Raw genomic sequence first — 26,890 nt, forward strand, 5'->3', positions numbered from 1 at the left:
ACCATGTCGTTATGTCCCCACTATTGTAACACTACTTCCTTGAGTTTTGTAAATAGGTTCAGAAAAAATTTGCAGTGAGCTTAATATTACTTTTGCAACTTGTTCCTGGTTCTAAAATTGTTAGTTTTTCCCCTGTATTTATGGCATTACGGGGAGCTGTCCAAGGCTCAAGACAGTAATAATATTTATTTTTAACTGTCCAAAAGACTAGAGTAGAGAAAATATAACTACTATCTAAGGTTAATTTAAATTTACGATCATAATCTGTTGTTGTGATAGAGTGGCTACTAATATCCTTAAATACAAAATCAATTTCAGACATATCAAAGTCAAATACGCCATTAAAAGGAAGAGTTTCCTTGGTAATTTGATTTTGATATGTCTGAGCGGGAATATCTAGTTCTAGTCGACTTTTATTGGTAATCAGAAAATATGGGTGAAATCCTGCTGAGAATGGCATTGGCTCATAACCAAGGTTTTTATATTCCTGATGAATTTCCAGTACATTTTGCTGAATCTTATACGTGAAAACTAATTGGAAATCAAAAGGATAAATAGCCTTAGTATGATGATTACTAGAAAGTGATAGGGTCGGCCACTCTGTTGATAGGTCTATTTCCCAAGGTAAATCACGAGCAAAACCATGCTGTTTAAGGATATATTGATTCCCTTTATAAGTATAAATGTTGTTAGGCAAATTGCCACAGATGGGAAATAGTATGGGAATTCCCCCTCTAATACTCAATGCTGGATTGGCAAAACGTTCTTCATCTAAGTAAAGTATTTCCCTGCCTTGTACCTGCCAACCTGTTATGATGGCACCTCTTTCAGGGACTACTTCTATTTGAGAATTACTCATTTCGTCCGCAATGGTATAAATTTTGTATTGTTTTTCAGCAATAGAAATAGAAACCATAGTACTTAGAGTATTTTAAAATAACACAATACATTGCATGAAGGCCCCCCAGGCAACTATTACGAAATAAATAGTAAACTTATGAGAGACATGATGAAAGCTTAACCTAAACAATGCAAATATGAATGTGTATCATCATTAATTTGTCAATGCTTCTGATTCCAGAACCCAGTTTGTGTGAGTAAAAAGCTAATTAGGCAGCCAGTTATTATTGAAATCTCTCATAATTCTGCTATAAGGAACATGGAAATTCTCTGTAACAACTTTGCTCATAATCTTCATTTGCTTAGATAGCGGCTGTTGCAGAAAATTTCTGTGTAATTGGCAATAACTGTTTATACTCTAGGAATCCAATGTGGTTATAATAAGGCAGGAACAAGCCAAGGAATTAACACCACAAAAACTAACTTAGGTAGCAAGGCATGATTGCTAGCCTATTAGATCTTGGTATAACCCATTTTGGAGTATGAATTATTTTATTATCTAAAATACTTACATACTAATATGTCATTTAGATGAAGATGAGATAATTAACATGAGTTATTACCTTTAGGGAATCTTCAAATACTACTTTTGGCTATAATTTTGGGTCTGTCCTTATATTTTACCAAGATGACCAGTAGAATCTTTAATGTTAAAGCCCTAGAAGTCTGTTTTATTAGGTTCCGTCTGTACTATAGTAATTTGAGATAGTACATTTACTGGGAAATATTAACATTCTCCAACTCGAAAGCAAGGTAAATGTATACGAGGCTAGGTCTTAAATTAGCATAAATATACTTGTTGTTCATCAAAATTAATAACTCCTTGTGTCTCCTTACTAAGCAAATACAAAACGATATAAATCTTGTGCATCTGGCTCGGGACTGCTTTCAGCAAATTCAACTGCTTCTTCAATTAACTCTTGAATTTGAATATCAATAGCCTTCAGTTCTTCTTGGGTGGCTAGACCTATCTCAGTGACATAAGCTGCAAACTTCTTAATTGGATCACGTAATAGCCACTCTTCCTTTTCCGATTTACTCCGCAACTCATCAGGATCTGCAAGTGAGTGCCCTCGAAAACGGTACGTTAAAGCCTCAATTAAAGTGGGTCCATCCCCTGCACGAGCACGCGCAACTGCCTCCTGGGCAACAGCACGAACAGCTATCACATCCATTCCATCTACTTCTACACCCGTCATGTTAAACATGGTGGCTTTTTTATAAATTTCAGGGTTAGAAGTTGCCCTTTCATGAGACATACCAATTGCCCATTTATTATTCTCCACCACAAAAATAATTGGTAACTTCCATAAAGCAGCCATATTTAATGTTTCAAAGAATTGACCATTATTGCAAGCTCCATCCCCAAAAAATGCTGCAGTAACTTGGTCTGCACTTTTATCACCCAACACTTCCCGCCGATACTTGGACTGAAAGGCGGCACCGGCAGCTACTGGAATACCCTCAGCAACGAAGGCATAACCACCTAAGAGACGATGTTCTGATGAGAACATATGCATAGAACCACCCCGGCCCTTACTACAGCCTGTAATCTTACCAAATAATTCAGACATGACCTCCTTAGGGGGGACACCTGCACTTAAGGCATGAACATGGTCACGGTATGTACTACATACATAATCACTTCCTGGCTGCATCGCCCCCCGGATGATACCACTGGAAACAGCTTCTTGCCCATTGTACAAGTGAACAAACCCAAACATTTTTCCCCGATAATACATCTCGGCGCACTTGTCCTCAAATGTACGTCCTAAAACCATATCTCGATATAATTCAATGGCTTCAGATTTAGTCATTTGCGTGTTGGAAGCGTCAAATTTAGGGGGTATGCGTTCTCTAACCATTGATTTTGTATATCCCTTCTGTAAAATTTAATAAGTACTATTCTAAGGTATGACTTTACCCCTTCGGCAAGTTAATTTTCTTGCTGAGGACAGTCAAAAATTTATTAGTTGAGACCTATACAGGCTAACACTAGTAGCTTGAGATTGGTTTTGGGTCTATTCTAGTCCCTGCCAGGACTGGTTGATTTTACCTGATTATGCCTAATTTTTAGTGTGTAAGCCCTTATATGTTTTTTCAACAAAAACCCTGTAGGCATTCACTGCGTTGGATCCTGAAACCCTATAATTTAAGAATGGTGAGACAAGCACCATTCTGCTCTTTAAAGCTAGCAGTTTGCCATCAATTATTTCTGCATAGTTACTAACATTTTCATTCGCCACTGAGAAATTCAGTATATTCCACTATAAAATTGCAATTGCTAGTTCTTCATGGTATTATGTTAATCGCTTCCTGAAAGTGAACATATCAAGTGAAAGTCATAGCATATATCTTGTTATGTAATGAATTAACACCCATTGTAATGAAACAATCAAAAACCTACAATATTTCAGAATTCTATAATTACAGATTGGGCGTAGTTGCTGACTGAAGAAACTTGCTGGTCAGTTTTTGTACCTGTAGAATCAAAACTCGGGCTAATGCTATTTTGTTTCTATTAATTTATCTGCAACGAGTAGAAGCTCCCAATGAAACACATTTATTACTGGCAAAATAAATGACATAAATCATTGACCATACAAGAGAACAACACTTAATGTTTAACATAGAATCCATCAGGTTGTTATTACAACAGCTTAGTCAGGTAAACTTGCCGGTAGAGACTATAGCAATTTTTAACATGCTTGGAATGCTATAGATGAGTTGTTATGAATCACGCTGCAGGGGAAGTAGCTGTGCATATACCATTGGATTATTACAGAATTTTAGGATTGCCATTGGCTGCAAGTGAAGAACAGTTGCGTCAAGCTTATAGTGATCGTATAGCACAATTGCCACGACGAGAATATTCTCAAGTAGCTATTGCTGCACGTAAACAAATTATAGAAGAAGCCTATATAGTACTCTTCGATCCACTAAAGCGAAGGGAATATGAGCAGGAGTATTTGTCTCATAGTAATAAGCAAAATAATAATAATATTAGTGGGGTAGTAGTTGAAGATTGCCAAACTCCAAAAAATGTAAATTCTGATAACCAAAAGTCAGGTATAGAAATCTCTGCACAACAAATAGCAGGAGCTCTGCTAATTCTGCAAGAGTTAGGGGAATATGAACTGGTACTCAAACTAGGTCATCCTTACCTCGTAAGTCAAAAAGATAATGCGAACTCCAATGAGGTTTGGGATTTATTACCAGATGTATCCGATATTATCCTTACCGTATCTTTAGCTTGTTTAGAGTTAGGACGAGAACAATGGCAACAAGTCAACTATGAAAATGCCGCGATTTCCTTAGAGACAGGAGAAGAACTATTAGTTAAGAAAAAACTATTTCCCGATTTGCAAACGGAAATTCAATCGGATCTATATAAACTTAGACCATACCGGATCTTGGAACTATTACAACAACCCATAGAAAAAAAATCTGAAAGGAAACAAGGGCTAAAATTATTAAAAACACTTATAAAAGAGCGTGGTGGCATTGATGGGACAGATAATGATCACTCTGGGCTGAATTTAGATGATTTCTTACTATTTATTCAGCAATTGCGCCATTTTTTAACAGTGGCAGAACAACACAAGTTATTTGGGGAGGAGAGCAAACGCCCTTCATCTGTGGCGGTATATTTGACTGTCTATTCCTTGATTGCACGTGGATTTACACAAAGGGAACCTGCTTTTATTTGTCAGGCAAAAAAAATGTTATTAAGTCTAGGAGTGCGTCAAGATATCCATCTAGAGCAATCTTTATGTAGTTTATTATTAGGACAAACTGAGGAAGCCAGTCGAGTGCTAGAACTTAGCAATGAATATGAAGCGCTGGCTTTTATCAGGGAAAAATCTTATGACTCTCCAGATTTATTGCCTGGTTTGTGTTTATATGCAGAACACTGGTTGGAAACAAAATTATTTCCCTATTTTCGGGATTTAGTAGGCTGCCCAGCATCTTTAAAAGAATATTTTGCGAATCACCAAGTACAGTCATATTTAGAAGTATTACCTGTAGAAGAACAAGAGCCTCTTGCTAATTCCGATAAAGCCAATTATCACCATGGAAAATTGCAATATCCTTATACTTCCTATAGTCAAAGAATTGACTATGAGCAGTCACCTGATATTTCTAATGAGGGAATAAAACAGCAATCGATAAATTCTAATATTTCATTTTCACCTTCGTTCTCTACTAGTCAGAAAAATCCCCTTACAAGCAATCAAGAATTAGGGGTAGAACAGACTAGTTATTATCCTTCTCCAAATATAGCTCACAGAAAACAAAAGCTTAGTAATATTAACTATCGAGGTGGACGTAAACGTAGGAGAATTAGCCGTTATCGTAAAAATGTAATTCGTCTTTTGTTAGTGGTACTAATATTAGTAACTAGTTTGGTATTTTTGTGTCTATTGCTCAGTACAACCTTAGGCTTATTAATAGGTCTATTTAGCCCCTTACCATCCTTACAAGGAAAACAAGTTAATGTGCAAATTAATAAGCCATTAATTGAAGTCTCTAAACTGGAAGGCCAATACAAATTACTAGAGACAAAATTAATAGAAACTATGGCCAGAAAAGTAATTGAGGCCTGGCTATACAGCAAATCAGTAGCCTTAGGGCCAAATCATGATACAAATAGTTTAGAGAGTATATTAATTGGTTCAGCTTTGTCTCGGTGGCAAGCAATAGCTCAATGGGATAAAAATAATGGTAGATACCGTCAGTTTGAACATCAGGTTAAGGATATTGAAATAGAACTAAACAAAAATGATGAGAATCAGATGATAGTAAAAGCATCTATCAGGGAAGTTGCTAACATATACGAGCGTGGCCAGAGAAATTATAAAAAGTCATATGATGATGACTTAAGAGTGAATTATGATCTAATTAAACAAGACGGGAAATGGAGAATTCAAAGTATGTCATTGCTATTTAGTACAGCTAGTTAGTTTTATACTCATCTTATTTCAGTTGTATTATATATAATCATTTCCATATCTATCAGAATCTAAATTATAGTTTTCAATAGCTCAGTTAGTATTTTCCTATCGACTTACTTGTTATTTTCTCTACCAAGATGGCTTTAAAAAATAGACCTATTATTGCGTTGGGATGGGCAGCTAACTATCAAATTATTCAATATTGTTAAGAACTTACTAACAGGAATTAATTAAGTCATATAATTTGTGAAATTTTCGTATTTGTATTCAAATTCCCTATAGGATAATTATTTTGAGTAAGTGCTATTAGGAAATTGTAAATTTTTAATAATTATTGGACTTTGTATTTAGTACTTATTCACTCAATTTTAATCAGCATAAATAAAGCCAAGTGATAATTAGTAATGTCTAGATACCCTATAAACTTTGGAATGTGAGTCTATCAGCTTCGAAATTCCTATTGTTATGGGAAGTAACTCTTACTCGAAGGTTAATTAATAACATAAACTAACCAAAAGCAGTCTTCACTAATTAATTTTCAGCAATATGAAAGTTTAACGTTAATAATAAACAACCATTGTTAACCATGGGCTTTACATTTAAACCATAGTCTGGCATTATTAATTAGCTTTATCACTGGATATTATAATAGTAAAAAATATCTAAAAATTCGTATGACAAAATATTATTTGCATGGATTATTAATCTTTAGGATCCATTACTGCTGATATTTATTCTATCCTTCAAGAAATACTTGATTCCTAGAAAAATGTTAGCTCAGACTATAATAAATAAAAATATAAAAGTTACTATCATAATTAATTATTCTATTATTTTTAATTCTTTAATTCTCAACAGTTATCTTGGTTTAATTATTGGATAGAGTTTCATATCGATATTCTGATAAAATTCCCAAAAATATTTTTTTGATTTCAGTCAGATGCTTATTCTACTTATAGAAGTACTTATCATTAGTATGTAATAGCACAGATTATTCAGGTAACCTCTCCAAACTAAATTCTTCTGAAGATAATATAGAAAATTAGTATTATGACTAATCAAATACGAATTTTCTATATTATCAATCTAGTTAATTTTTATGAATAAGATGACTTATAAATCTATAAATGGGTTTAGATTATATTTGAAAAATCAAGTTTATCATGAGAATCTATAATTCAGTAAGATATAGGAACTATATAGTAAAACTTATTAATCAAAGGGAAATAACTAAAGCACTTCATCACTAAAATATGCCAATTTAATTAAAATAGTCAAAAGTAAGTGGAAGTACAATTTATAATAAATTCCTAAATATCATTGATCTAGATAATATATAAGTGTTCTCACAGAGTAAAATAGTAGGTAAACCCTATACACTTTTAGATAAATTATTTTGCGATTAACTTACTATTGATGGATATGAAATGCTTAAAATAGTAAATCTATTTTGTGACACAATTAGTTTCAATTAATTTGATTTACTAAAAATTATTACTAATACCAAGTACCATTTTAGGATTAATTTTAAGATAAAGCCAATACCAATAATACAATAATATTTTTCTTTATTAAGATACTTTCAAAATTAAAAATATTATGTTAGAGGGCTCTTAAAAAACTCTATCTTGAATAACTAACATCCTTACAATCCATGTATAAAAAAGATGCGTGCTATCACATGAAATTAGGACTTTATCAACCAAAATTCACATATGTCTACAATTCCAAAAACCTCAGGCGAAAAAATTTAATAATCAACAAAATATAAAGTTGATAGCCATCTAGGCTTCATCAAAATAATAGCTCAGTCTCATATTTCTGTATACAGCCTGAAAAGTAGTGAATGTACCGAATAAATTTTATACAAGAAATATTACGTCTTGCATTTAATAATCTTGACAAAGTATTATGACTGATTTGCTAGAGATTAAAAGAATAATTAATACAGGGGATACTTTCAGTAAAATTTCCAGTTAAAAGCTAGGGATTTTTCAGAGTGCATAAAAGTAATGAAATACTCTATAATTTAGGAGTAAGAGCTTACTTTTAAGGTTTTTACTAGTATTTAAACAAGCAAGACAAATTATTAGGAGATAAATACGGAATTAATACAAATACTTTCACCAGATGAAGGGCGACTTTTGCCAAATTAAAAATGTGTTAAATACGATATATTTGTCAATATAAATATACATCCAAGGCATATGTGTTTTATTAGAACCCCCAACTGAGTAATTTGTAGTTTACCTTCTCTGCTCTCTTATTCCCCTGTTTTGTCTGCTGACTCTAACTATCACCCCACATCATAAAAAAATAAAAAGTAGCTATAACTGAATATCATCACATGGGTAGTATTTGGGAAATTGATTTTTACTCTCGTCCAATAGTAGATGAAAAACAGAAGAAAATATGGGAAGTGCTAATTTGTGAAGCTCCTACGAACATTAGAAAAAATATAAATTCCTTGTTTCGCTATTCACAATATTGCCCCAGCACAGAGGTAAATTCTGTGTGGTTGAAAACAGCTATTACAGAAGCGATTACCAAAGCACCAGAGGCACCAATCAAAATTCGCTTCTTTCGTCGGCAAGTTAATAATATGATTACTAAGACTTGTCAAGATCTTGGAATTCCAGCACAAGCAAGTCGCCGTACTTTTTTCCTTTATAAATGGTTAGAAGAAAGGATGAAAGAAGTTTATCCCCAAGAAACTGGTTATACAGGAAAAACTAATTCTTCATTCACGCTGGAATCTCCTCTTGCTCAAAGGTTACCTGATGCCTTAGAAGGGGAAAGATGGCAATTTGTCAGTTTATCAGTAGAGGAATTAGGGGATATGCCAGAGTGGGATATCTGTTTTGGTGAAAGCTTCCCTCTAGATATAGTGAAAATTGCCCCTAAAAATTTCATTCCTGGAATCTTGGTTTTCTCACCTCGGGCATTACCATTAGCAGCTTGGATGTCTGGTTTAGAGTTGGCATGGTTAAGGTTTGACGATAGTCAAGGTGGAAGATTAGTTTTGGAAGCCGGAGCAAGTGAAAGTTGGATTTTAGTTGGTCTTAGAAATCCTCAAGTTCTAGCTAATGCCAGGGGTTTTGAATTAGCTAAGAAGAATGCTAATGGTGTACATTTTATTGCAGTACAATCCGATCCACAGGCAAAATCCTTCGCAGGATTTTGGCTCTTATGCGAGGTAAAACTATTTTAAACTTGCCCAGCATATTGATGTAAAGAGAAATAAGTTATTCGGCTTGAAAATTTTGTATTTATATCTGGACAGTTTGATGTATGTATGTTTTTCAATCAAACTTAATTCAAAAGCCAATGATTTATTGATTTATTTGGTAACAGTAACAATTCTCTTACTCCAAATCTCTGGATAAAAATGCCCACATTGTTTTTTGAACAATCCTCTATTGCCGGTGCATTACAAAAAGTCAATGCAAATGGTGTCTAAACAGCTACCACAACAAGATACACTAGCAGAGCAATTGCTAGAATTAGCCATCAAGTGTAGAGCAGAGGCGGCTGAAGTTTATCAGTCGCGGTCACTCTCCCGAACCGTCTTTTTTGAAGGGAATCGCTTAAAACAAATAGAAACGAATGAAGCTGAAGGTACAGCCTTAAGATTATGGCGTAACGGATGTCCTGGTGTCGCTGTTGCATACGGTCCTGCAGAGCCAAAGTCAATTGTAGATAAAGCTTTAGCTCTAAGTATGCTAAATCCACCTGAATTTATTCAACTTGGTAGTAACTTCCACCCCAATTACTCAAATTTAGGTGAAGATGTACCTATAGAAAAGTTGATGAATTGGGGTCAGCAAACTATTGATACGATTCGCACATATTACCCTGATGTGGTATGTAATGGGGATTGGGAGTGTGATGTTGAAACTACTAGACTAGTTAATACTAAAGGTTTAGATTGCTATTATACTGATACAACTTTAAGCTCCTACATTTCTGCCGAGTGGGTCAGAGGTGAAGATTTCTTAAGTGTATCAGATGGTGAAACAGAAAGATGTATTCTGCAACCAGAAAAGGTAGCTGCCCAAATTTTGCAACGTCTGGATTGGGCAAAAAATAAAATAACTGCTCCTAATTGTCATGTGCCCATATTATTTACCTCCAAAGCCTCTGATATGTTATGGAGTACTGTACAAGAGGCTTTAAATGGTAAGCAAATATTAGAAAGGGCTTCCCCATGGGCAAATAAATTTGGTCAAAGAGTTACTTCTTCACAGCTGACTTTATATCAAGATCCAAAAGCTGGTCCCTACAGTTGCCCTTTTGATGATGAGGGTACTCCCAGCCAATCAGTAATTTTTGTTGAGAATGGTATTTTACAGCACTCCTATTGTGATCATTCTGTTGCGAAACAGCTACAAATGAATTCTACAGGTAATGGCTTCCGTCCTGACTTGGGCAGCTACCCTACCCCTAGTTTATTTAATTTCCTGGTTCAACCAGGTTTAGCAAGTCTCCAAGAATTGATTGTAGATATGGATTATGGTTTGATTATTGATCAAATTCTTGGTAAGGATGGAGGAATTTCGGGTGATTTTTCAATTAATGTTGAGTTGGGCTACCTGGTAAAAAATGGTCAGGTTTTTGGGCGTGTTAAAGACACTATGGTAACTGGGAATATTTATAATGCCCTTAAGCAATTAGTGTATCTGGGTGGTGATGCTGATTGGAATGGTTCATGCTATACCCCCTCTTTGGTAGTTGAAGGTTTATCTATTATTAGTAAGGAATAACAAGCATTATGTAGCTTATGGTAGCGGAAACTTTAGTGATATAAATTAATAATTACAGATATTATGAATAATGTGAAAATTTACTTGAGAGGGTATTTATTTCACAAATAAATACCCAAGAGATTAGTATCTTTTATCTTGATAAAGATATTAGTATTCAACCTTATCAGAATAAATCTAAAAGTTGAAACCTATAGGTATTAAAGTTTTTTACTTATTCACTTTTTATTTTCTACTTATATACAGTAATTTTATACCTGCATAATAATAGTGTGGTGGACGCATATAACATATATTCAAATGAATAATACTAATATCCTGAATCAATTAAATATAGGTCAGAAAACAAAATTTATTTCGTCTTGATCCTATATTTTATATTTGATTGTTTATTTAATTTTATTAGACTTAAATAATGGTTTTTTCAAGAGAATATAGTAGAGATTATTTGGTTACTCTCAAAAATCATCCATATTTAGGTAAAGACTTTTATTTAACTATACTGAGAGCACTTGTGTCTATTGGATTTGTTTGAAATAGAATCAGACCATTTGGTTTAGCATTAAACAAATAGAGTTTTTCCTCTCAACTTATTAGTGTTTACTTGAATATAACTTGTAGCAGATAAGATATTTCATATGGCTTAGCAGTCTAATGTCCAACATGACTGTCTTTTCATTTCAAGCTTAGATCATGGGGTCATTTTCAATCGACTTGCTACCATCTAATTGCAAAATGATAATTTAGTCATAGCTACTTGACATATTTCCTGTTTATAGAGTATGTGAGTGAAGTTATGATTAACGAGACGTTTTATGATTAACGAGACGTTGCTTTTGTATTATTTCTTTTTTACCAGAAAAACTAACGATTCTATTGATTTAAACGAGCAGAATAAACAATAATAGCTATGTCTTACGCCTCTATTTTCAAGAATGTGCCAGATGTTTTAAGCCAACCAGCAGGTATGGCTGCTATAGCCTCTATAGGTATCCATGGGGCTATAGCCTTTATTTTGCCATTGATGCCTATAGACTATAAACCTAAGCCTGTAAGATTATCTAAGGCTGTTGGAGTGCTTCAATTTAGCCGATCAGAACAACAACGCTTACCAAAAACTTCAATTGCTCCTAAGGTAGCACTACAGACTCAAATACCCACACCAAATATTAATTATACTTCACCCAAGCTAATTACTTTACCTCCTATACCATCAAATTCTTCCACCTTACCAATTCTCCCTCAGTTACCAAAATCAACTTTTAACGACCCTACCAATTCCTTGCCAATATTTGATTCTGGTAGTATCTATAGGCCTTATACTTTCACTAATCCTATTCTTCCAAGAGTAAGGAGTATTTATAACCTTCCTGATATCCCCAATTATGCAAACCCTAGGACATGGAAGAGTAGTAATACCTCACCAACCATTGTGAGTATCAACAGCAATAAACCTTCTACTGCTGAAAGAACTGCCAAAAACAAGACTATTAGTTTCACTAGTCAAGAACTAATGGCTCCTGTTAAATCAATCTTTAGACCGGGAGGTAACTATGCGATTGCAACAACAGGTGGTTTTCAAGAATTTAAACTGCAGTCCCCCCAAAAAAATGATGTTGTAAGTTCCAATAAAGTCCCAAAGAATAAAACAGCAATACTTAATTCACATCAAGATTTAAGACATAGGATTATCAAGAAATACCCTCTAAGTAGAGAAGAAACTTTAATCCAGAAAGTGATTCCCACTAATAAGACAGTTTTACATGGGGATATAAAAGGGATATTAGTAATGGAACCAGAAGGGAAAGTAATAGATATAGTTTTCCAATCGGATCAACCTCTTTCTCCCTTACAAATGGTAGTCGTGAGAAGGCATTTTCTCAAAAATCCACCGCCAGCAACTAAAAACCTATCTTATTATCCTTTTAAATTAAGTTTGAAATATATCTCCAATATTTCACATGCAAGTGAGCAACATCTTATACCTAGAAGTCCCCATACATCTTTAGGGGAAAAGCTCAGAAAACATACAAGGCAAAAAGAAATATTTTCTAGTCAGCCAGTAAAAATTAAAACAACATCGCGCATATTTGCTCTGCCCAATAAACCATATACAAACACTAATAATTCTCTAACAGCAAGCTCTATGATAAATAATCAGCAGAACTCACTTTCCAATCAGCCAGTAAAAATTAAAACAACATCACGCATATTTGCTGTACAGAATAATCAACAAGCTGCAGATGATAAGTCAAATAATAAAAAACTTATCAACCAACTACGCCAAGTGAGGGAAAAAAGACAAAATAAAAATAAATAGTGATTAAATTTAGTAAAATAAATTATGATTTGTAGGGGTAATGATTATATTTATCCCTATATTTTCTCGGTTAAGAAGGAAACTATAATTTAATATTTAAATACGATAGGTATTCCTCGCATAGCATCAGAATGGGGAAATACGGATTATCAAAATTAAGGTATTAGTTCCCTATTAATTACAAGTGATTATTTTTATATAAAAAGGATAAATACAAAAAATACTTATTCCTAGCTTTTAAACTTTAACTTCTATCTAATTTCCAAAATAGTATTGAGGCCCATTCAATATCAATAATAAGCAAGGGCAATACTTTTTACACTGACCTATTTGTTGTATGGTTTTACTAAACCGGAATAACAATAGTTCTGCAATATAAATATCTCCAACCAGTATTATTATATAATAATTTAGTGTGAAGTTAAAATGGGGAAAATTCAATAAGCAGAAATGCCATGAATTACAATTATTAGCCAGATTTCGTAACCTACCATTTAATTCTGACAGAATTAAATGGCAATAATATTATGTAATTGCAACAATTGTTGAATAGTCTATCTTTCTTTTTTTCTGATTTACCCAGAGCCAAGAAATAATTAAAAAACGAAGTACTCTTCAAACACCTAAATTAAATGTGGTTTCAGTTAAGACTTCAGTGTAAAAGGGAAACACAAAAAGGGATAGTGTGACTGTCTATCCCATGATAATTGCCTCGGACAATTTACAAGTAAATTTTTTAGGTTTTAAAGCCTCTATTTAGATGGATTTTCCTTTAATATCAAGTTCCAACATTCCAAGAATTAATATACTCAATTTGTTCTTCTGTTAAAGAGTCAATATTAATACCCATTCCCTGCAACTTCAGGCGAGCTATCTCCTCATCTATCTCCCTAGGAATAGAATACATTCCAGGCTCCAGTTTACCCTTGTTTTTTACTAAGTATTCACAGCCCAAAGCCTGGTTGGCAAAGCTCATATCCATTACTGCACTAGGATGCCCCTCAGCAGCAGCCAAGTTAATTAAACGTCCTTCTCCTAAAACAACTACAGATTTACCACTAGGCAGGTGATACTCTTCAGTGAATGGGCGAACATTCTTTACTTTAGTAGCCTTTTCTTTTAGAGATCTGAGGTCAATTTCAATATCGAAGTGACCAGAGTTGCATACGATCGCACCGTCTTTCATGACATCAAAGTGCTCGGAGCGAATAACGTGTTTATTACCAGTTACAGTGATAAACATATCTGCCAAGGGAGCGGCTTCTGCCATTGTCATTACTCGAAAACTATCCATTACTGCTTCAATGGCCTTAATAGGGTCGATTTCAGTAACAATTATATTTGCACCTAAGCCCTGTGCACGCATAGCTATACCCCTGCCGCACCAACCATAACCAACAATAACTATGGTTTTGCCTGCTAGTAGGACATTAGTAGCACGGATGATACCATCTAATGTAGACTGCCCTGTACCATAGCGGTTGTCAAAGAAATGCTTGGTATCAGCATCGTTGACGTTCATTGCTGGAAAAGGAAGCACACCATCACTTAGCATCGCTCGTAAACGAACAATACCTGTAGTAGTTTCCTCTGTAGTACCGATAATCTCAAATAATTGTTTTTTACGCTCTTGAACTAGGGTGGCTACGACATCGCTACCATCATCAATAATTATGTTGGGATGATGATCTAAAGCAATTTGCACATGACGATTGTAGGTTTCATTGTCTTCACCTTTAATGGCAAAGACAGGAATATTATGGTCTTTGACAAGACAAGCCGCTACATCATCTTGAGTAGATAGGGGGTTACTAGCAATTAGCAAAGCATCTGCACCACCTGCTTTTAGTGTAATTGCCAAGTTAGCTGTTTCTGTTGTTACATGAGAACAAGCTGCAATCCGGATACCTGCAAAAGGTTTTTCTTGCTCAAAGCGATCACGGATTTGCTTTAAAACAGGCATTTCCCGTGCAGCCCATTCAATACGCTGCATTCCCAGGGGAGCTAGAGCAAGGTCTTTAACCTCATGCTTTAATTTTGGGGTAATTGCGGCCATTAATTAAATAGTTCCTCTAACAATAAAAAATTACGTAATTACTACGCGCTCCCTTACTAGGGTATGCTAAAATTAGTAAATCAGGCCAGGATTTTTTTACCTATATTCTGCTTTCAAACTTGCAAGAACATATTTATATTTTTGATAGTAGAGGCCCTAAAATTAAATTAGTTTTACCACTGCTCTGATTCGTCTTTTAATAGATGTTTTACCATTCTAGGTGTTAGGTCTTGTATATTATCTATAACTACTGCTGCTCCAGCTTGTTTTAGCTTCTTTCCATACGCATTCTTTTCAGAGGGGTTTTCTTGCACATGGGGTGGGAGAACTCCGACTCCAACCCAGTTTATTCTTGGTTCTACTTGCCGTGCATTTTCTACCGTTTGCATATCTGCTACCGTATCCCCTGCATATATTACCATAGAAATATGATCAGTTCTACTTTGCAGGAGGCTAACTGTAGCAAAAAGTCCTGTGGGATCTGGTTTGCCAGGAGAATCTTCCATAGCAATTAGAATAGGTGATTGTAAGCCTAAACGGTCTTGTAAGATATAATTGGCAGATGCACGGGTTGCACCGCTAAAAAATCCCCAGTCAATATTAGCTAAACTTAGTTGTTCTAAATAAGGAAGTCCTAATAATATTCGTTCATTACAAATATAACCATTCCACTTGTTAGGATCAGTACCAAAATAACGTCTCTGAAAAAAGTCAACAATAGTCTTATAATTTATTTTTACTGCTTTGTAGGATTTACCTTGAGTTTCAAAGTAACGATGAACTAACTCTTGAGAAGCTTCCCAATCATTATTCCAAATACCTTCAGATTTAAGCTCATCAATATCTGTTAAGGTTGGGCGGTATTCCCCAGAAGTGAAATGCTCTACGGTGTCTGCCAAAGCTTTACGATAGGAATTACCAACATCTCGGATGACGCCATCAATATCAAAAATAACAAGCGTGCGGATGTAACTATTATCTGTCATTCAATTTTGGATTTTTGTTGAAGGAAGTAAGAGCGAAAAAGCTGGAGATAAAAGTTTGTGAGTTAATAAGATTAATGACCTGAAACCTCTGATACTTTTGCCCCAATAAGTATCGGCCAGATAGTCTTGAGACTTGAGTTTTTGGAATTAAAGAATTAATTCTATCTTAGGGCTTTTACTATTTTCATGTCAGCAAAGTCTTAACTGGGGGAAAATTATTTTCCTTTAGCTAAATATAAACCAACATAGATTTCAGCTTTTACATAGAAACTAAACCTCCTTAAAAATTTGCGTTCAATGCATTCAAATAGCTTAGCTACAAGAATTAGACCACTATAAACTCACTGTTATTTATGCATGATAATGTTTAGATTGCTGGTATAAGATTTACACATATTAATAATAAACAAGTATATCCCTAATTACTTATCCACATATCTACCTGTAAAGTCTTCGGAGAAGATACTGAAGGTTAAAAGAAAATTTAAGGATAACTAGAACATTTGGTATATACCTTAACAATAAATATAAGGCAAGCATGACACATAGTTAATAAACTGAAAAACATGATAGGAAAATCCTAATTGGTGAATCTCTCAAGGCCCATTTAATAGATGTTTTATTTGGGTCTTAGATTTTTAAATGACAAGATAATTAGTACTAAAATAGTATTTTCACTATGGTTACCAGTTAGTAACTTTTCTTCATGGTTTTGAAAATGTTGTAAGTTTTATGAATTAGTGTTGGAGATGCACATATAAATCGTATAGCAATCTCATTAATTTATATTTAGGGAGAACTATTCATACAAATACCTAATACAAAAAAGAAATGTAAGATTGTTAATATTATAAAATAAACTTATTTTTCAGGCTTTCCTACAAGAGTAAATTTCTGCCAATATCCAATATAAAAATTCTTTGTTATAAACATGTCAATAGTCAATTGTAAACAATACCTATTGCAAGTAAAATTGCGTATTTTTTCTTGTATCTAATATAAAACTATGAACTTCCCATATCAAAAGTAACTAGACTAACTTTATTACTCCTTTACTAACATCAAGCTTCAAGTATTCAAGTACAATAGTGCTTATATAAAATGCTAAGAAAACTGATGCTGGGAACAGCTAAATCCAGGTCCATAGGTAGCCATCATATTATCAGCAGAAAATGCAACTTCTGGAACTCCTGTACAAATGATCGTTTGGTTCAGACAAATCACACGATCACAGTGGCGATTTACCATATCAATATCATGCGAAATCTGTAATATAGTCCAACCTTCTTCTTGTTTTAGTTGGTTGAGCAAAATATAAAAGTGTGCCGAGCCCTGGATATCTAATCCTGTAAAGGCTTCATCTAGTATCAATAGTTTACGAGGTATAACTAAGCAATATGCCAGCAATACTCGCTTAAGTTGACCACAACTGAGAGTTCCTATAGCTTGGTTGCGTAGGTGATAAGCATTCGTGCGTTTTAAGGCCTGATTGATTGCTGCTGATTTTTCCTGACCTATTTGCCATAATTTGGATAGGGAATTACTATTTTTATATATATTTGCACTCCCTACCCAGCCTAAACCAACTAATTCGCTCACAGATAGGGGAAAACTTCGATTAAAGATGAAATTTTGTGCTATGTATCCTAGCAAATAACCTAGCTTCCCCATTTTTGTATTTGGACAACCAAGTATTTGCACTCTTCCAGACATATGAGGGATTAGATTTAGGATGGCTTGTACTAATGTGGTTTTCCCTGCACCATTTGGTCCTACTATCGCCATATTAGTTTTGGGCAATAATTCAAAGGAGATATCCCTCAAAATCAAATACTTACCCCGGGATACATTTAAGCCGTCTACATCCAAAATTGGGTTAGGGGTGTTAGTAATATCCATATTTCAGGTTACGAAAATTCAAAATAACAATATAGAAGAATGACAAAATAACTTTAAAACTATATGGTACATCCCGTTCACCTAACGAAGAGAAGAGAATGAGAGTTTGAAAGATTCGTGAATATGAGAATCTGATGTATTAGCCTTCTAGTATGAACATTCTAAAGAATCTACTTTGTCAGATGATGCTACCTATCAATTCTTGGCCTAGGCAATAACAATTTATAAATGGACAGAACAGTAAAATATTCCCATAAAATTGATATTAATAAGTAATTTACTTACAAGCCGAAGCCAAGTTTTCTAAATTAGCGTGCATACCTTGGAAATAATATAGGGGATTTTTATCCCCCAATTCTAAAGAATCTAGATAAAGTAAAGTAATATTTAAATCTTTAGCAAGATTGTTAAGTAATTTATTATCTATACCAAATTCGCCGAATAAGGCTTTCACTTGATACTTTTTAACAGTATTCACAACTTTTTTTAATTCGTGTGGTGATAATTGTTCTTCTGGCAGCTCCACAATGACTACTTGTTCAAGACTATATCTTTTGGCAAGATATGGAAAGGCATCATGAAAGGTGATAAATTTGCAGCTCATATCAATAGCATGATTTTGCAATCTTTGCTGAAAAGCACTATGCAGGTTCAATAATTCCTTTATATAAGCAGATGCATTGTCCTGATAGCTACTTTTATTTTTTGGATCGACAGTAATTAATCCATCTCGAATATTGTTGACTTGTTGTATTACTAGTATGGGATCTAACCATACATGGGGGTTCCCTCCAGTATGATGATGCGACTTATCATAATGTTTTCCAGTAGTTTCTAAAGGATCGATTGGATTTAAGGGATTAATTCCTCTACTCGCATCAATTATATGAAGCCCTTTGTTCTCAGAACTTTTAACAGCACCATCTAAAAATTTTTCCAGACCCAGGCCGTTTTTTACTAGTATATTAGCCAATGCCAATTTTTTTATATTTTCTGGGGTTATTTGATAATGGTGTATTTCAATACCCGGAGGCACAAGCACCTCAATTTCTGCCAAATCACCGGCTACAGCTCTTGTAAACCAATAAATTGGCAAAAATGTAGTCATAATTTTCACTTTATTATTTACTGATACAGGGACCAGGGAGTTAGATATCTTTGCGGAATAATCCTTGGAGTCACCTTCTAATTTTTGTGAACTAGATAGAACACAACCTTCAAAACCCAATAGAAACAAAGATAATAAAAGCCAGAGTATTCTGCAATTATTCTTCATCCATTTATAAACTTTGCACTTTAGTTTCATTTTTTAGATTTATCCTAGTAGACTTTTAGCTCAATAGATAAAAAGTCGGACTTTATATTTCGACTTTCTTTTTTTTGCTTTTAAGTATAATTTAAGAACAAGTATCATTATGAGAAAATACTTAGAAATAGATATCAACTACTTTTGTGCAAAACCTGAAAATCTATGTGTGGAAGGCAATGAAGAAATTCCTGGGTTCACTACTAATTAATTCTGTAGTTATGGGCGTTGTTTTATCTTTGGAAGTTATGGGGGTAGCAGCAAAGGGTACACCAACTTCAGCAATGGTGGAAGAGAATCAGAAAACAAACAAGGAAGAACAAAATGCCCAAATAAGCTCTAGACGTAAGTTATCAGATGTAAATCCAACGGATTGGGCTTTCCAGGCTTTGCAATCTTTGGTTGAGAGATATGGTTGCATTATTGGGTATCCCAATAATACTTATCGTGGGAACAGAGTAATAACACGATATGAATTTGCTGCTGGTCTTAATGCTTGTTTGGAGAGAGTTAACCAATTAATTGCTACAGAAGCAGCAGATATGGTTAACAAAGAGGACTTGGCTATGTTGCAAAGGTTGCAAGGGGAATTCTCCGTGGAAATGGCTGCACTCCGAGAACATATAAACAGTTTAATGGCCCATACTGGAAAATTAAAAACGGAACAGTTTTCAACTACGACAAAACTTCAAGGAGACGTTATTACAGCTGTAAGTGATGTTCTGTCAGGAAATACATATAACAGTGACAATACAACTTTTGCAGCTCGGACCCGAATAAAACTTCTAACTAGTTTTACTGGAAAAGATACTCTATTTACTAGGTTGGAAGCGAATAATATTCTCGGACCTAATATTAGTACACGGGAAGGGAGTTTTTCCTTTAGTGGAGAGGATGGTAATACGGATATTGCCTTAGGCACTCTATATTATCAATTTCCTGCAAATAAAAATACTCAAGTGACTGTCATGGGAAACGCAGGTGCAGCAGACTATTTTGCCAATACTGTCAACCTTTTTGATAGGGATGGTGGAGTAGTTCCTTTATCATTATTTGGTACTGGGAATCCCATTTACCACCATATGAATGGTGCTGGCTTAGGTATAACTCACCAATTTGGAGGTAAGTTAGATTTGAGCTTAGGCTATTTAGCAAATTCATCTAACAATCCTAGTAATGGTAATGGCTTATTTAATGGAGGTTATGGAGCTTTAACCCAACTAACTCTCAAACCCAGTAATCGCCTTACCTTTGGTTTAACTTATATTAATGCCTATAACCAAGAACTAGCCACAGGTAGCAATCGGGCAAACCTACGGACATTTTTAGGTGAATTCGTCCAAAATGCTACAAATAACCCTAACGACTCCTCTGTACCAATTTCCAGTAATTCCTACGGTATACAAGCATCTCATAAACTCAATGACAAAGTATTGTTAGGAGGTTGGGTTGGCTATACCACAGCTCGTAACTTGTCTACTAAAGGAGGTTTGATTGACCGTGGTGATATCGATATCTGGAATTGTGCTGTAACCTTTGGACTTCTCGATTTAGGCAAAAAGGGTAACCTTGCCGGAATAATAATGGGTATAGAACCAAAAGTTACGAAATCGAATATTAGCCAAATATCAGAAGATAATGATACCTCGTTGCACCTTGAGGCTTTTTATGAATATCAGGTAACAGATAATATTGCTATTACCCCTGGAGTTATTTGGCTAACGGCACCTGATCATAACAGTAATAACGATAATATCTTAATGGGCATATTGAGAACTAACTTTAGTTTTTAAATAGACTTTAGAGTTTTCCAATAAAATTTTTGGGAAATAACTTAAGGTTTCAGTTGAAATTTTATAAATACATTGATTCATGAAACCTTTTTTGTCCTACCATTAAGTGAGATTTTTATATAATAGCAATTATGGCCATGAAACTTTTGCCAAAGTTCTTCTATTATTGTATTTTCTGCCTGATAAAGTATTTTTATGAAATGTTCATGGCTGATATAATTCTCAATTTTAGTAATTTTGATTATTGCAATATAGGGAGTATTATTACCGTTTCATAATTATAATAAGCCCCAAATTTACTCTATCTTAACTAGAATATGATTAGGTAAAATTGCCACATTCTATCTAGGTTGTTTAGCTTTATATCATAGAGGTTTATCTGAATTGAAACGAGGTGCCCTATTTACTTGAATATGTCTAATACTAAAGTAAATAGGGCATATCATGGCTTATTAACTGAAAAACCTAATTGTTAACTTGCCTAAGCCTTGATTGTTTTTAATGGGATGTTCAAGTTCATCAACTATAATTTTTATAAGACCATAATTAAGAGGATTAATCAATTATTAATTATAGGTGCTTAATTTTGTATTATGGTGACAGCATTCCATTACGAAGTAGACATTTTAAGATACCTTATAATTTATGTTTTTAGTAATGACTTTGATCACAATTTACATAGGGCAAAGGGTAAACCTCTATTAATTAGAGTCTTGGATAAAATTCTAAGTAGCACAGAATATAAAATGATTGATATTGGGAATTATGCAGGCAGATTGTACATTGTTTCAGGGAAAGAATATCTGTAGTTAGGAAAACTCATAAGTTGTTATAAGAGCCAATAAATATTGCTAATATAAATCAAAAATTCTACAACTTAATTTTTTTATTTTCCATATCAAACACTCTCAGATTATATATGTTTTTATATCCAGTCTTTCCTAAATTTGATTGCTAGCCCTACTAGTCTCTATTATTTACAAATAGTTCTATTTGATGACTATATGATTCTACAATTCTGGCATTTACCTTATGTATAAAAAATAATTTTGATGACAATTTAATTATCAAAGCAACTACCATAGTCTATGGCAAAATATAACAAAATATCATTTAGTAATTTATTTCTTATTATTTTTATAATGTCTGTTTACAAATTGATATTATGTTCATAATTCCTAATATATCTGGTGGGTCTAAATCATATAAACTTTGTCATGTATGACATATAAACTATGATGCAAAATGCCGTGACTTTCTCTATTAATAATTGGCTTGAAAAAAAACAAGAGCTCTTACGCTTATTAAAATTACTAGATTGGTCTACTCATCATCCTGTTATAAGTTCAATTATTATACTATTTATAATTACTATCGTATTTACCCTTATTAAGGTGATTATTCGAATGGTTGAAAATACTATTTTATCAATCATTCACATACCATTGAGGGTATTTTTAGGCATTATAAGGGCTGGCTGGAGCTCAACAAATAAATTTACTAAACTAATATTTCAAAATATTGAGCCAATAGAAAAAAAATATTTTCCTGCCACATCAAAATATAACAATTCAATTATAAGTACTATGGAAGGGAAAAAAATGTCAGAGATTTATCAGCAATTAACAGAACTAAATAAACAACAGGAGAAACTCTTACAGGAAATTCATAACATCTTGGAACAAGATAAATAAAAGATAAATTATTGTATATATGATTAATAATAATTCATATTACTTCAATGCCTGCTCCATATTCGGTATTATTTTTTTCGGTTTATGAATTTTCTATCTGGTCTTACTGACAAAAGGTTATAATGAAGATAATAAAATTAAAATATTCAAAATTAGTAAGGTTAAAAATTTACTTGTACAATAGCTAATACTTACATATATATCCATAATATATTGAAATAATATTAGTCCTATTAGACTAACACTTAAAATCTAAGTTATTCAAAAGAGACATAAATAATATGCTTAAATCTAACTGAAGAATTCTTATCTCCTCTTATGTAAACCATATGATTGCACTTACAAATGTGTACCATTTATGATTAGTATATTATTGACAAATCATGTTAGACTTCTATTAACTCAAGTCCAACACTTCATAAAAATTATATGGAGCACCTTAAAGGTAATACTTTACCACATCGATAAATAGCTATAAAAATCTAAAAATAAGAGAAACATTGAATTCGCTGATAATTGAAAATACAGCGCTGCTATGGTATTAAATCCTCTCTAAAGAAAATATCATTGAGAATAACATAAAACTAACTCTAATTGACTTAAAAAATTTGTTGATTTGATTTTTATTCAGATGTACGCAACGTCTTTAAATCGGTTAATTTTTTATCCTTATTTTTACCTATAATTCAATCAGAATCCTAGTTATTTCACCAAATTTACAAGAATTTAAAAATGGTGGTAAGTAGATTTTCTCACTTACCACTAAGATAATTGTATGCTGCAAGCAACATAAAGAAAATTCATTTGCGGCATTCAAATACCAGGAAATTATGCTGAGTACATAATTTGCATTAATCGTAAGTTAATCTCTTTGGTATACAGAGTCACCTATACACATTAAGAATTGTCTTCTCACAGCCTAGTGGAATTAGAATTCAGAGATTCACACAAATAGTGAGGTGTAATGAGAAAAATACTTAAGAGAAGACAATTGTAATAGTTTTGGTAATATGCAAAAAACAATCACTCACCACTTGAATTAGGCAAGATACAGCAATTAACATCGTTTAAACAAACCTTGCCCCATTGTAAAGCCCAACGGACTAGGGCTACTCTATTACCAGTCTCCGTCTTGGTAAGAATATTGCTGATATGGTTATCAACTGTACGTTTGCTAATCTCCAGTTTGGCTGCAATTTCTTGGTTAGTTAAACCAGCGGCCACTAAATCAGTTATTTGCAGTTCTCTATCTGAAAGACTAACAGGGTTCTGAGACTCGCCACCAGCCATACTTGTTTTTGTCCTTCCTTAGTATAAGTACTTAATCACTATTTCTCATTTTAGAAGATTCTCGAATTGGTAGTCATTTCAAGTGTTAGTTGCAATACCATTATGGGAATTTTTTTTCACTATTTGCTTAAAATTTAGAATATTCTCATACAAAATAAGCAAATCTTATTTCATTGTATGAATCACTGCCAATAAAACCAAAAAATATTGTAGTTTTATACTGGAAAACTCTAAACCAAAATCTATTATCCAAAACGTAATGAGTAATCCCCAAGTTTTGTGTCTGGGTGAAATTCTGTTTGATTGTCTAGCTGATCAATTGGGACAGGGACTAGAAGATGTTGAATCTTGGACTCTCTATCCAGGAGGCGCACCAGCCAATGTTGCTTGTGCTCTAGTCAAATTAGGTACATCAGCAGGATTTATTGGCGCTTTGGGTTTAGATGAGCTAGGAAATTCTCTAATTCAAGTTTTGCAAGATGCAAGTGTAAATACTGAGGGAGTACAAAGATATTTTAATGTACCAACTCGTCAAGTTTATGTATTGCGAAATGTATATGGTGATAGAAACTTTGCTGGTTTTGGTAAATATGAGACTGAGAAGTTTGCTGATACACTTCTGCAAGCAGAACTATTACCTGAATTACTATTCCAAAAAGCTGATTTCCTAGTGTTAGGAACCTTGGAATTAGCATATCCAGAAAGTAATAGAGCTGTACATCATGCTTTAGATTTAGCAGACAAATATAAACTTAAGGTGATGTTAGATATCAACTGGCGTCCAGTATTTTGGCAAAATATTGATATTGCACCCCAAGAAATTAGAAGCTTATTTAACAAAGTTGATTTTGTAAAACTAGCTAAAGAAGAAGCTGAATGGCTATTTGATACCCATGATCCTGAGAAAATCATCTATAAAATAGATAGAGCTGAAGGTATATTAGTTACAGACGGGGGTAATGGTTGTGCTTATTGCCTAGGTAATAATGAAGGTCAATTGCCAGCTTTCCCCGTAGATGTTATTGACACAACTGGAGCTGGAGATGGTTTTACTTCTGGATTTATACACCAATTACTCACTTATGGAGTAAAAGATTTGAATAATACCCAGATAGCTAAAGATATTGTTGTCTATGCCAGTGCAGTGGGAGCATTAACCACTACAAAACCAGGAGCAATCACTTCTCAACCTACAGCAGCAGAAGTACAAGTTTTTTTGAACAGACATTTTCTTTAAGCTATTTTTATGTAGTTATATAATATTTATCTTTTAAGAATTTTAAATTACTTTAACTTCTAATATCTACCCCATAAAGAAATAAATTTACTTGCTCATAAACCCAGTTATACTTGGCATTTTAGAAAAATAAAATAAGGGAACTGAAAATTATCCAAATCGCCTCAAAATAATATGGATTATAGTTAGGTACAAACAAATATCTGATATTTTGGGTAATCACTATATATTCCCCGATTAATCGCCAGTATTACATCAACAAAACAAAATTATTCTGTACTACACTAAGGTTTTTTAGGCAATAAAAAAACTGGGTTTTAAGATATCAAAAATCTCTAGATAATCAAATCAAAAGACCAAAATCTGTTGCGCAAAATTTTCTCTATCTAGAGCATAATGAATCCGGATATTTATTAAGTGGTTTTTTACCAATCTTTCTTAAATTATTTAAAAAGTTATTGATTGCCATAAATATCCCCGTGGTTTACTAGTATAATTCGAACTCGTAGCACCAGTCCTAAATTATTAACTATGATCAATTACTTACAAACTTTAAGATTTTTATCATTGTCAAAAACTATATTTTAACTCATCACCTCTCATAGGCTAAGTATTGATTTAGCTCTAGTTACTCAAATGTACATACCATAACAATAATAGTAAATCTACAAGTTTATCCAGCCACCGTCTTAACTACTCTAGTAAAATAATGGAATTATGTGTTCATACATGATCATATATAAATCAATGCTTGAGTTTAACTAGGTTGATTTTATAAATCAGATGGATTACCAAGAAATTAACAATTAACATTGCACATACGTAAATTCATGAGATTAAACTTTATTCGTATAATTTGCAAATATATTGAATAATATTCATCTTAATTCTATACTGAGGGTGACTTTAGCAATACACCTACACTACCCGATTTTTATATGAATCTTACTTCAAATAATCATACCATCGAAAAATGTCTGAATTCGAATTTAAGGTTTAGTATTACTAGTCGTATTTTAACAAAAAATTGAACTTGTAAAGCAGAGATAGTATATTTATAAGTATTGCTAACAGGAAGTTATTTTGTCCTATACATTACAAATATAATTTTTAAGATCCAACAGTTACTATTATCCGATTTTTGTAACTGAAACTGTATTATAGAGATACATACAAGTAAGAAACTAAAATATTTATTAATCATGCAGCAGAGTTAATCATTATTTTGATTATTCAGTTTACTTAGTGATAAGTATTGAAGTCTATCCTATAAAAACAGCCTTGATTAGCGCTTATTACTTTTATTACAAAAAGTATTTTTCTAAGTTATTAGTATAGTCATATATCAAAACAGAAATAAACAATTCCAGTTTTAGGCTTTGGATTATAAAGAATGAAGAAATTTGGCTGATTATTGTTTAGACTTCTTTCTTAATTCATAAGTATATTATTTGGTGTAAATTCATAATTGCAAGATAGAGAATAATAAGAATTTATAAAAAAGACATAGATAGAATAACTTTGAAACTGATTTAATCATATTAATTAAATACTTATATATAAGGTTCAATTATCATTAAAATATTCATTATTCCTTAATTTATATAGAACAAAATTCTATACTTCATAAGTGTTTACTAGTCATTTATTTTTAATAAGTATATTAATATGGATGTAGATAAGAATTAGTA

The 26,890-nt window shown here is 33.2% G+C and carries 14 protein-coding genes; 7 read left to right on the forward strand and 7 right to left on the reverse strand.

Annotation, left to right across the window (positions count from 1 at the left end):
* Positions 1–58: 58 nt before the first annotated feature.
* Positions 59–916, reverse strand: a complete 858-nt coding sequence (locus RINTHH_RS00060) for an aldose epimerase family protein (protein ID WP_008231350.1) — start codon at positions 914–916, stop codon at positions 59–61.
* An 820-nt stretch (positions 917–1,736) separates the two neighbouring features.
* Entirely contained in the window at positions 1,737–2,765 is a 1,029-nt protein-coding gene (pdhA, locus tag RINTHH_RS00065; RefSeq protein ID WP_008231351.1) for a pyruvate dehydrogenase (acetyl-transferring) E1 component subunit alpha, read from the reverse strand.
* A gap of 894 nt (positions 2,766–3,659) precedes the next feature.
* On the opposite strand from pdhA, the gene RINTHH_RS00070 reads away from it, so the two are divergent.
* From RINTHH_RS00070 to RINTHH_RS00085, 4 genes are all read left to right on the forward strand, one after another.
* Positions 3,660–5,864: an IMS domain-containing protein gene (locus RINTHH_RS00070; RefSeq protein WP_044304252.1), complete on the forward strand. Its 2,205-nt coding sequence runs from the start codon at positions 3,660–3,662 to the stop codon at positions 5,862–5,864.
* A gap of 2,338 nt (positions 5,865–8,202) precedes the next feature.
* Positions 8,203–9,066: a Tab2/Atab2 family RNA-binding protein gene (locus RINTHH_RS00075; RefSeq protein ID WP_008231355.1), complete on the forward strand. Its 864-nt coding sequence runs from the start codon at positions 8,203–8,205 to the stop codon at positions 9,064–9,066.
* Between the two features lie 238 nt (positions 9,067–9,304).
* Complete coding sequence (locus tag RINTHH_RS00080; RefSeq protein ID WP_044304253.1) at positions 9,305–10,618, forward strand: TldD/PmbA family protein; 1,314 nt, start codon at positions 9,305–9,307, stop codon at positions 10,616–10,618.
* 910 nt (positions 10,619–11,528) lie between these two features.
* Positions 11,529–12,938 (forward strand): hypothetical protein, encoded by a 1,410-nt coding sequence (locus RINTHH_RS00085; RefSeq protein ID WP_008231358.1) that lies wholly within the window; start codon positions 11,529–11,531, stop codon positions 12,936–12,938.
* Positions 12,939–13,716: 778 nt separating this feature from the next.
* Here RINTHH_RS00085 and ahcY read toward each other — a convergent pair.
* The 4 genes from ahcY to RINTHH_RS00105 form a co-directional block, all read right to left on the reverse strand.
* Entirely contained in the window at positions 13,717–14,994 is a 1,278-nt protein-coding gene (ahcY, locus tag RINTHH_RS00090) for an adenosylhomocysteinase (protein ID WP_008231359.1), read from the reverse strand.
* A 173-nt stretch (positions 14,995–15,167) separates the two neighbouring features.
* Positions 15,168–15,980: a TIGR01548 family HAD-type hydrolase gene (locus tag RINTHH_RS00095; protein WP_008231360.1), complete on the reverse strand. Its 813-nt coding sequence runs from the start codon at positions 15,978–15,980 to the stop codon at positions 15,168–15,170.
* A gap of 1,104 nt (positions 15,981–17,084) precedes the next feature.
* Positions 17,085–17,879 (reverse strand): metal ABC transporter ATP-binding protein, encoded by a 795-nt coding sequence (locus RINTHH_RS00100; protein ID WP_008231361.1) that lies wholly within the window; start codon positions 17,877–17,879, stop codon positions 17,085–17,087.
* A 277-nt stretch (positions 17,880–18,156) separates the two neighbouring features.
* Complete coding sequence (locus tag RINTHH_RS00105) at positions 18,157–19,185, reverse strand: metal ABC transporter solute-binding protein, Zn/Mn family (RefSeq protein ID WP_008231362.1); 1,029 nt, start codon at positions 19,183–19,185, stop codon at positions 18,157–18,159.
* A 179-nt stretch (positions 19,186–19,364) separates the two neighbouring features.
* Here RINTHH_RS00105 and RINTHH_RS00110 point away from each other — a divergent pair, with 179 nt between their 5' ends.
* Positions 19,365–20,978 carry an iron uptake porin gene (locus RINTHH_RS00110; RefSeq protein WP_008231363.1) on the forward strand — a complete coding sequence of 538 codons (1,614 nt, stop codon included), beginning with the start codon at positions 19,365–19,367 and terminating at the stop codon, positions 20,976–20,978.
* A 1,235-nt stretch (positions 20,979–22,213) separates the two neighbouring features.
* A complete protein-coding gene (locus RINTHH_RS00120) occupies positions 22,214–22,672 on the forward strand; it encodes a hypothetical protein (protein ID WP_044304248.1) in 459 nt (152 codons plus the stop codon).
* Positions 22,673–23,695: 1,023 nt separating this feature from the next.
* On the opposite strand, the gene pedR is transcribed toward RINTHH_RS00120, so the two are convergent.
* Positions 23,696–23,962, reverse strand: a complete 267-nt coding sequence (gene pedR, locus RINTHH_RS00125) for a photosynthetic electron transport-dependent transcriptional regulator PedR (RefSeq protein ID WP_008231365.1) — start codon at positions 23,960–23,962, stop codon at positions 23,696–23,698.
* 259 nt (positions 23,963–24,221) lie between these two features.
* Here pedR and RINTHH_RS00130 point away from each other — a divergent pair, with 259 nt between their 5' ends.
* On the forward strand, positions 24,222–25,199 hold the full coding sequence (locus RINTHH_RS00130; protein ID WP_044304249.1) for a carbohydrate kinase family protein: 978 nt from the start codon (positions 24,222–24,224) through the stop codon (positions 25,197–25,199).
* Positions 25,200–26,890: the final 1,691 nt, after the last annotated feature.

Origin of the sequence: Richelia intracellularis HH01 (assembly GCF_000350105.1) — a bacterium.
GTDB classification, from domain to species: Bacteria; Cyanobacteriota; Cyanobacteriia; order Cyanobacteriales; family Nostocaceae; genus Richelia; species Richelia intracellularis.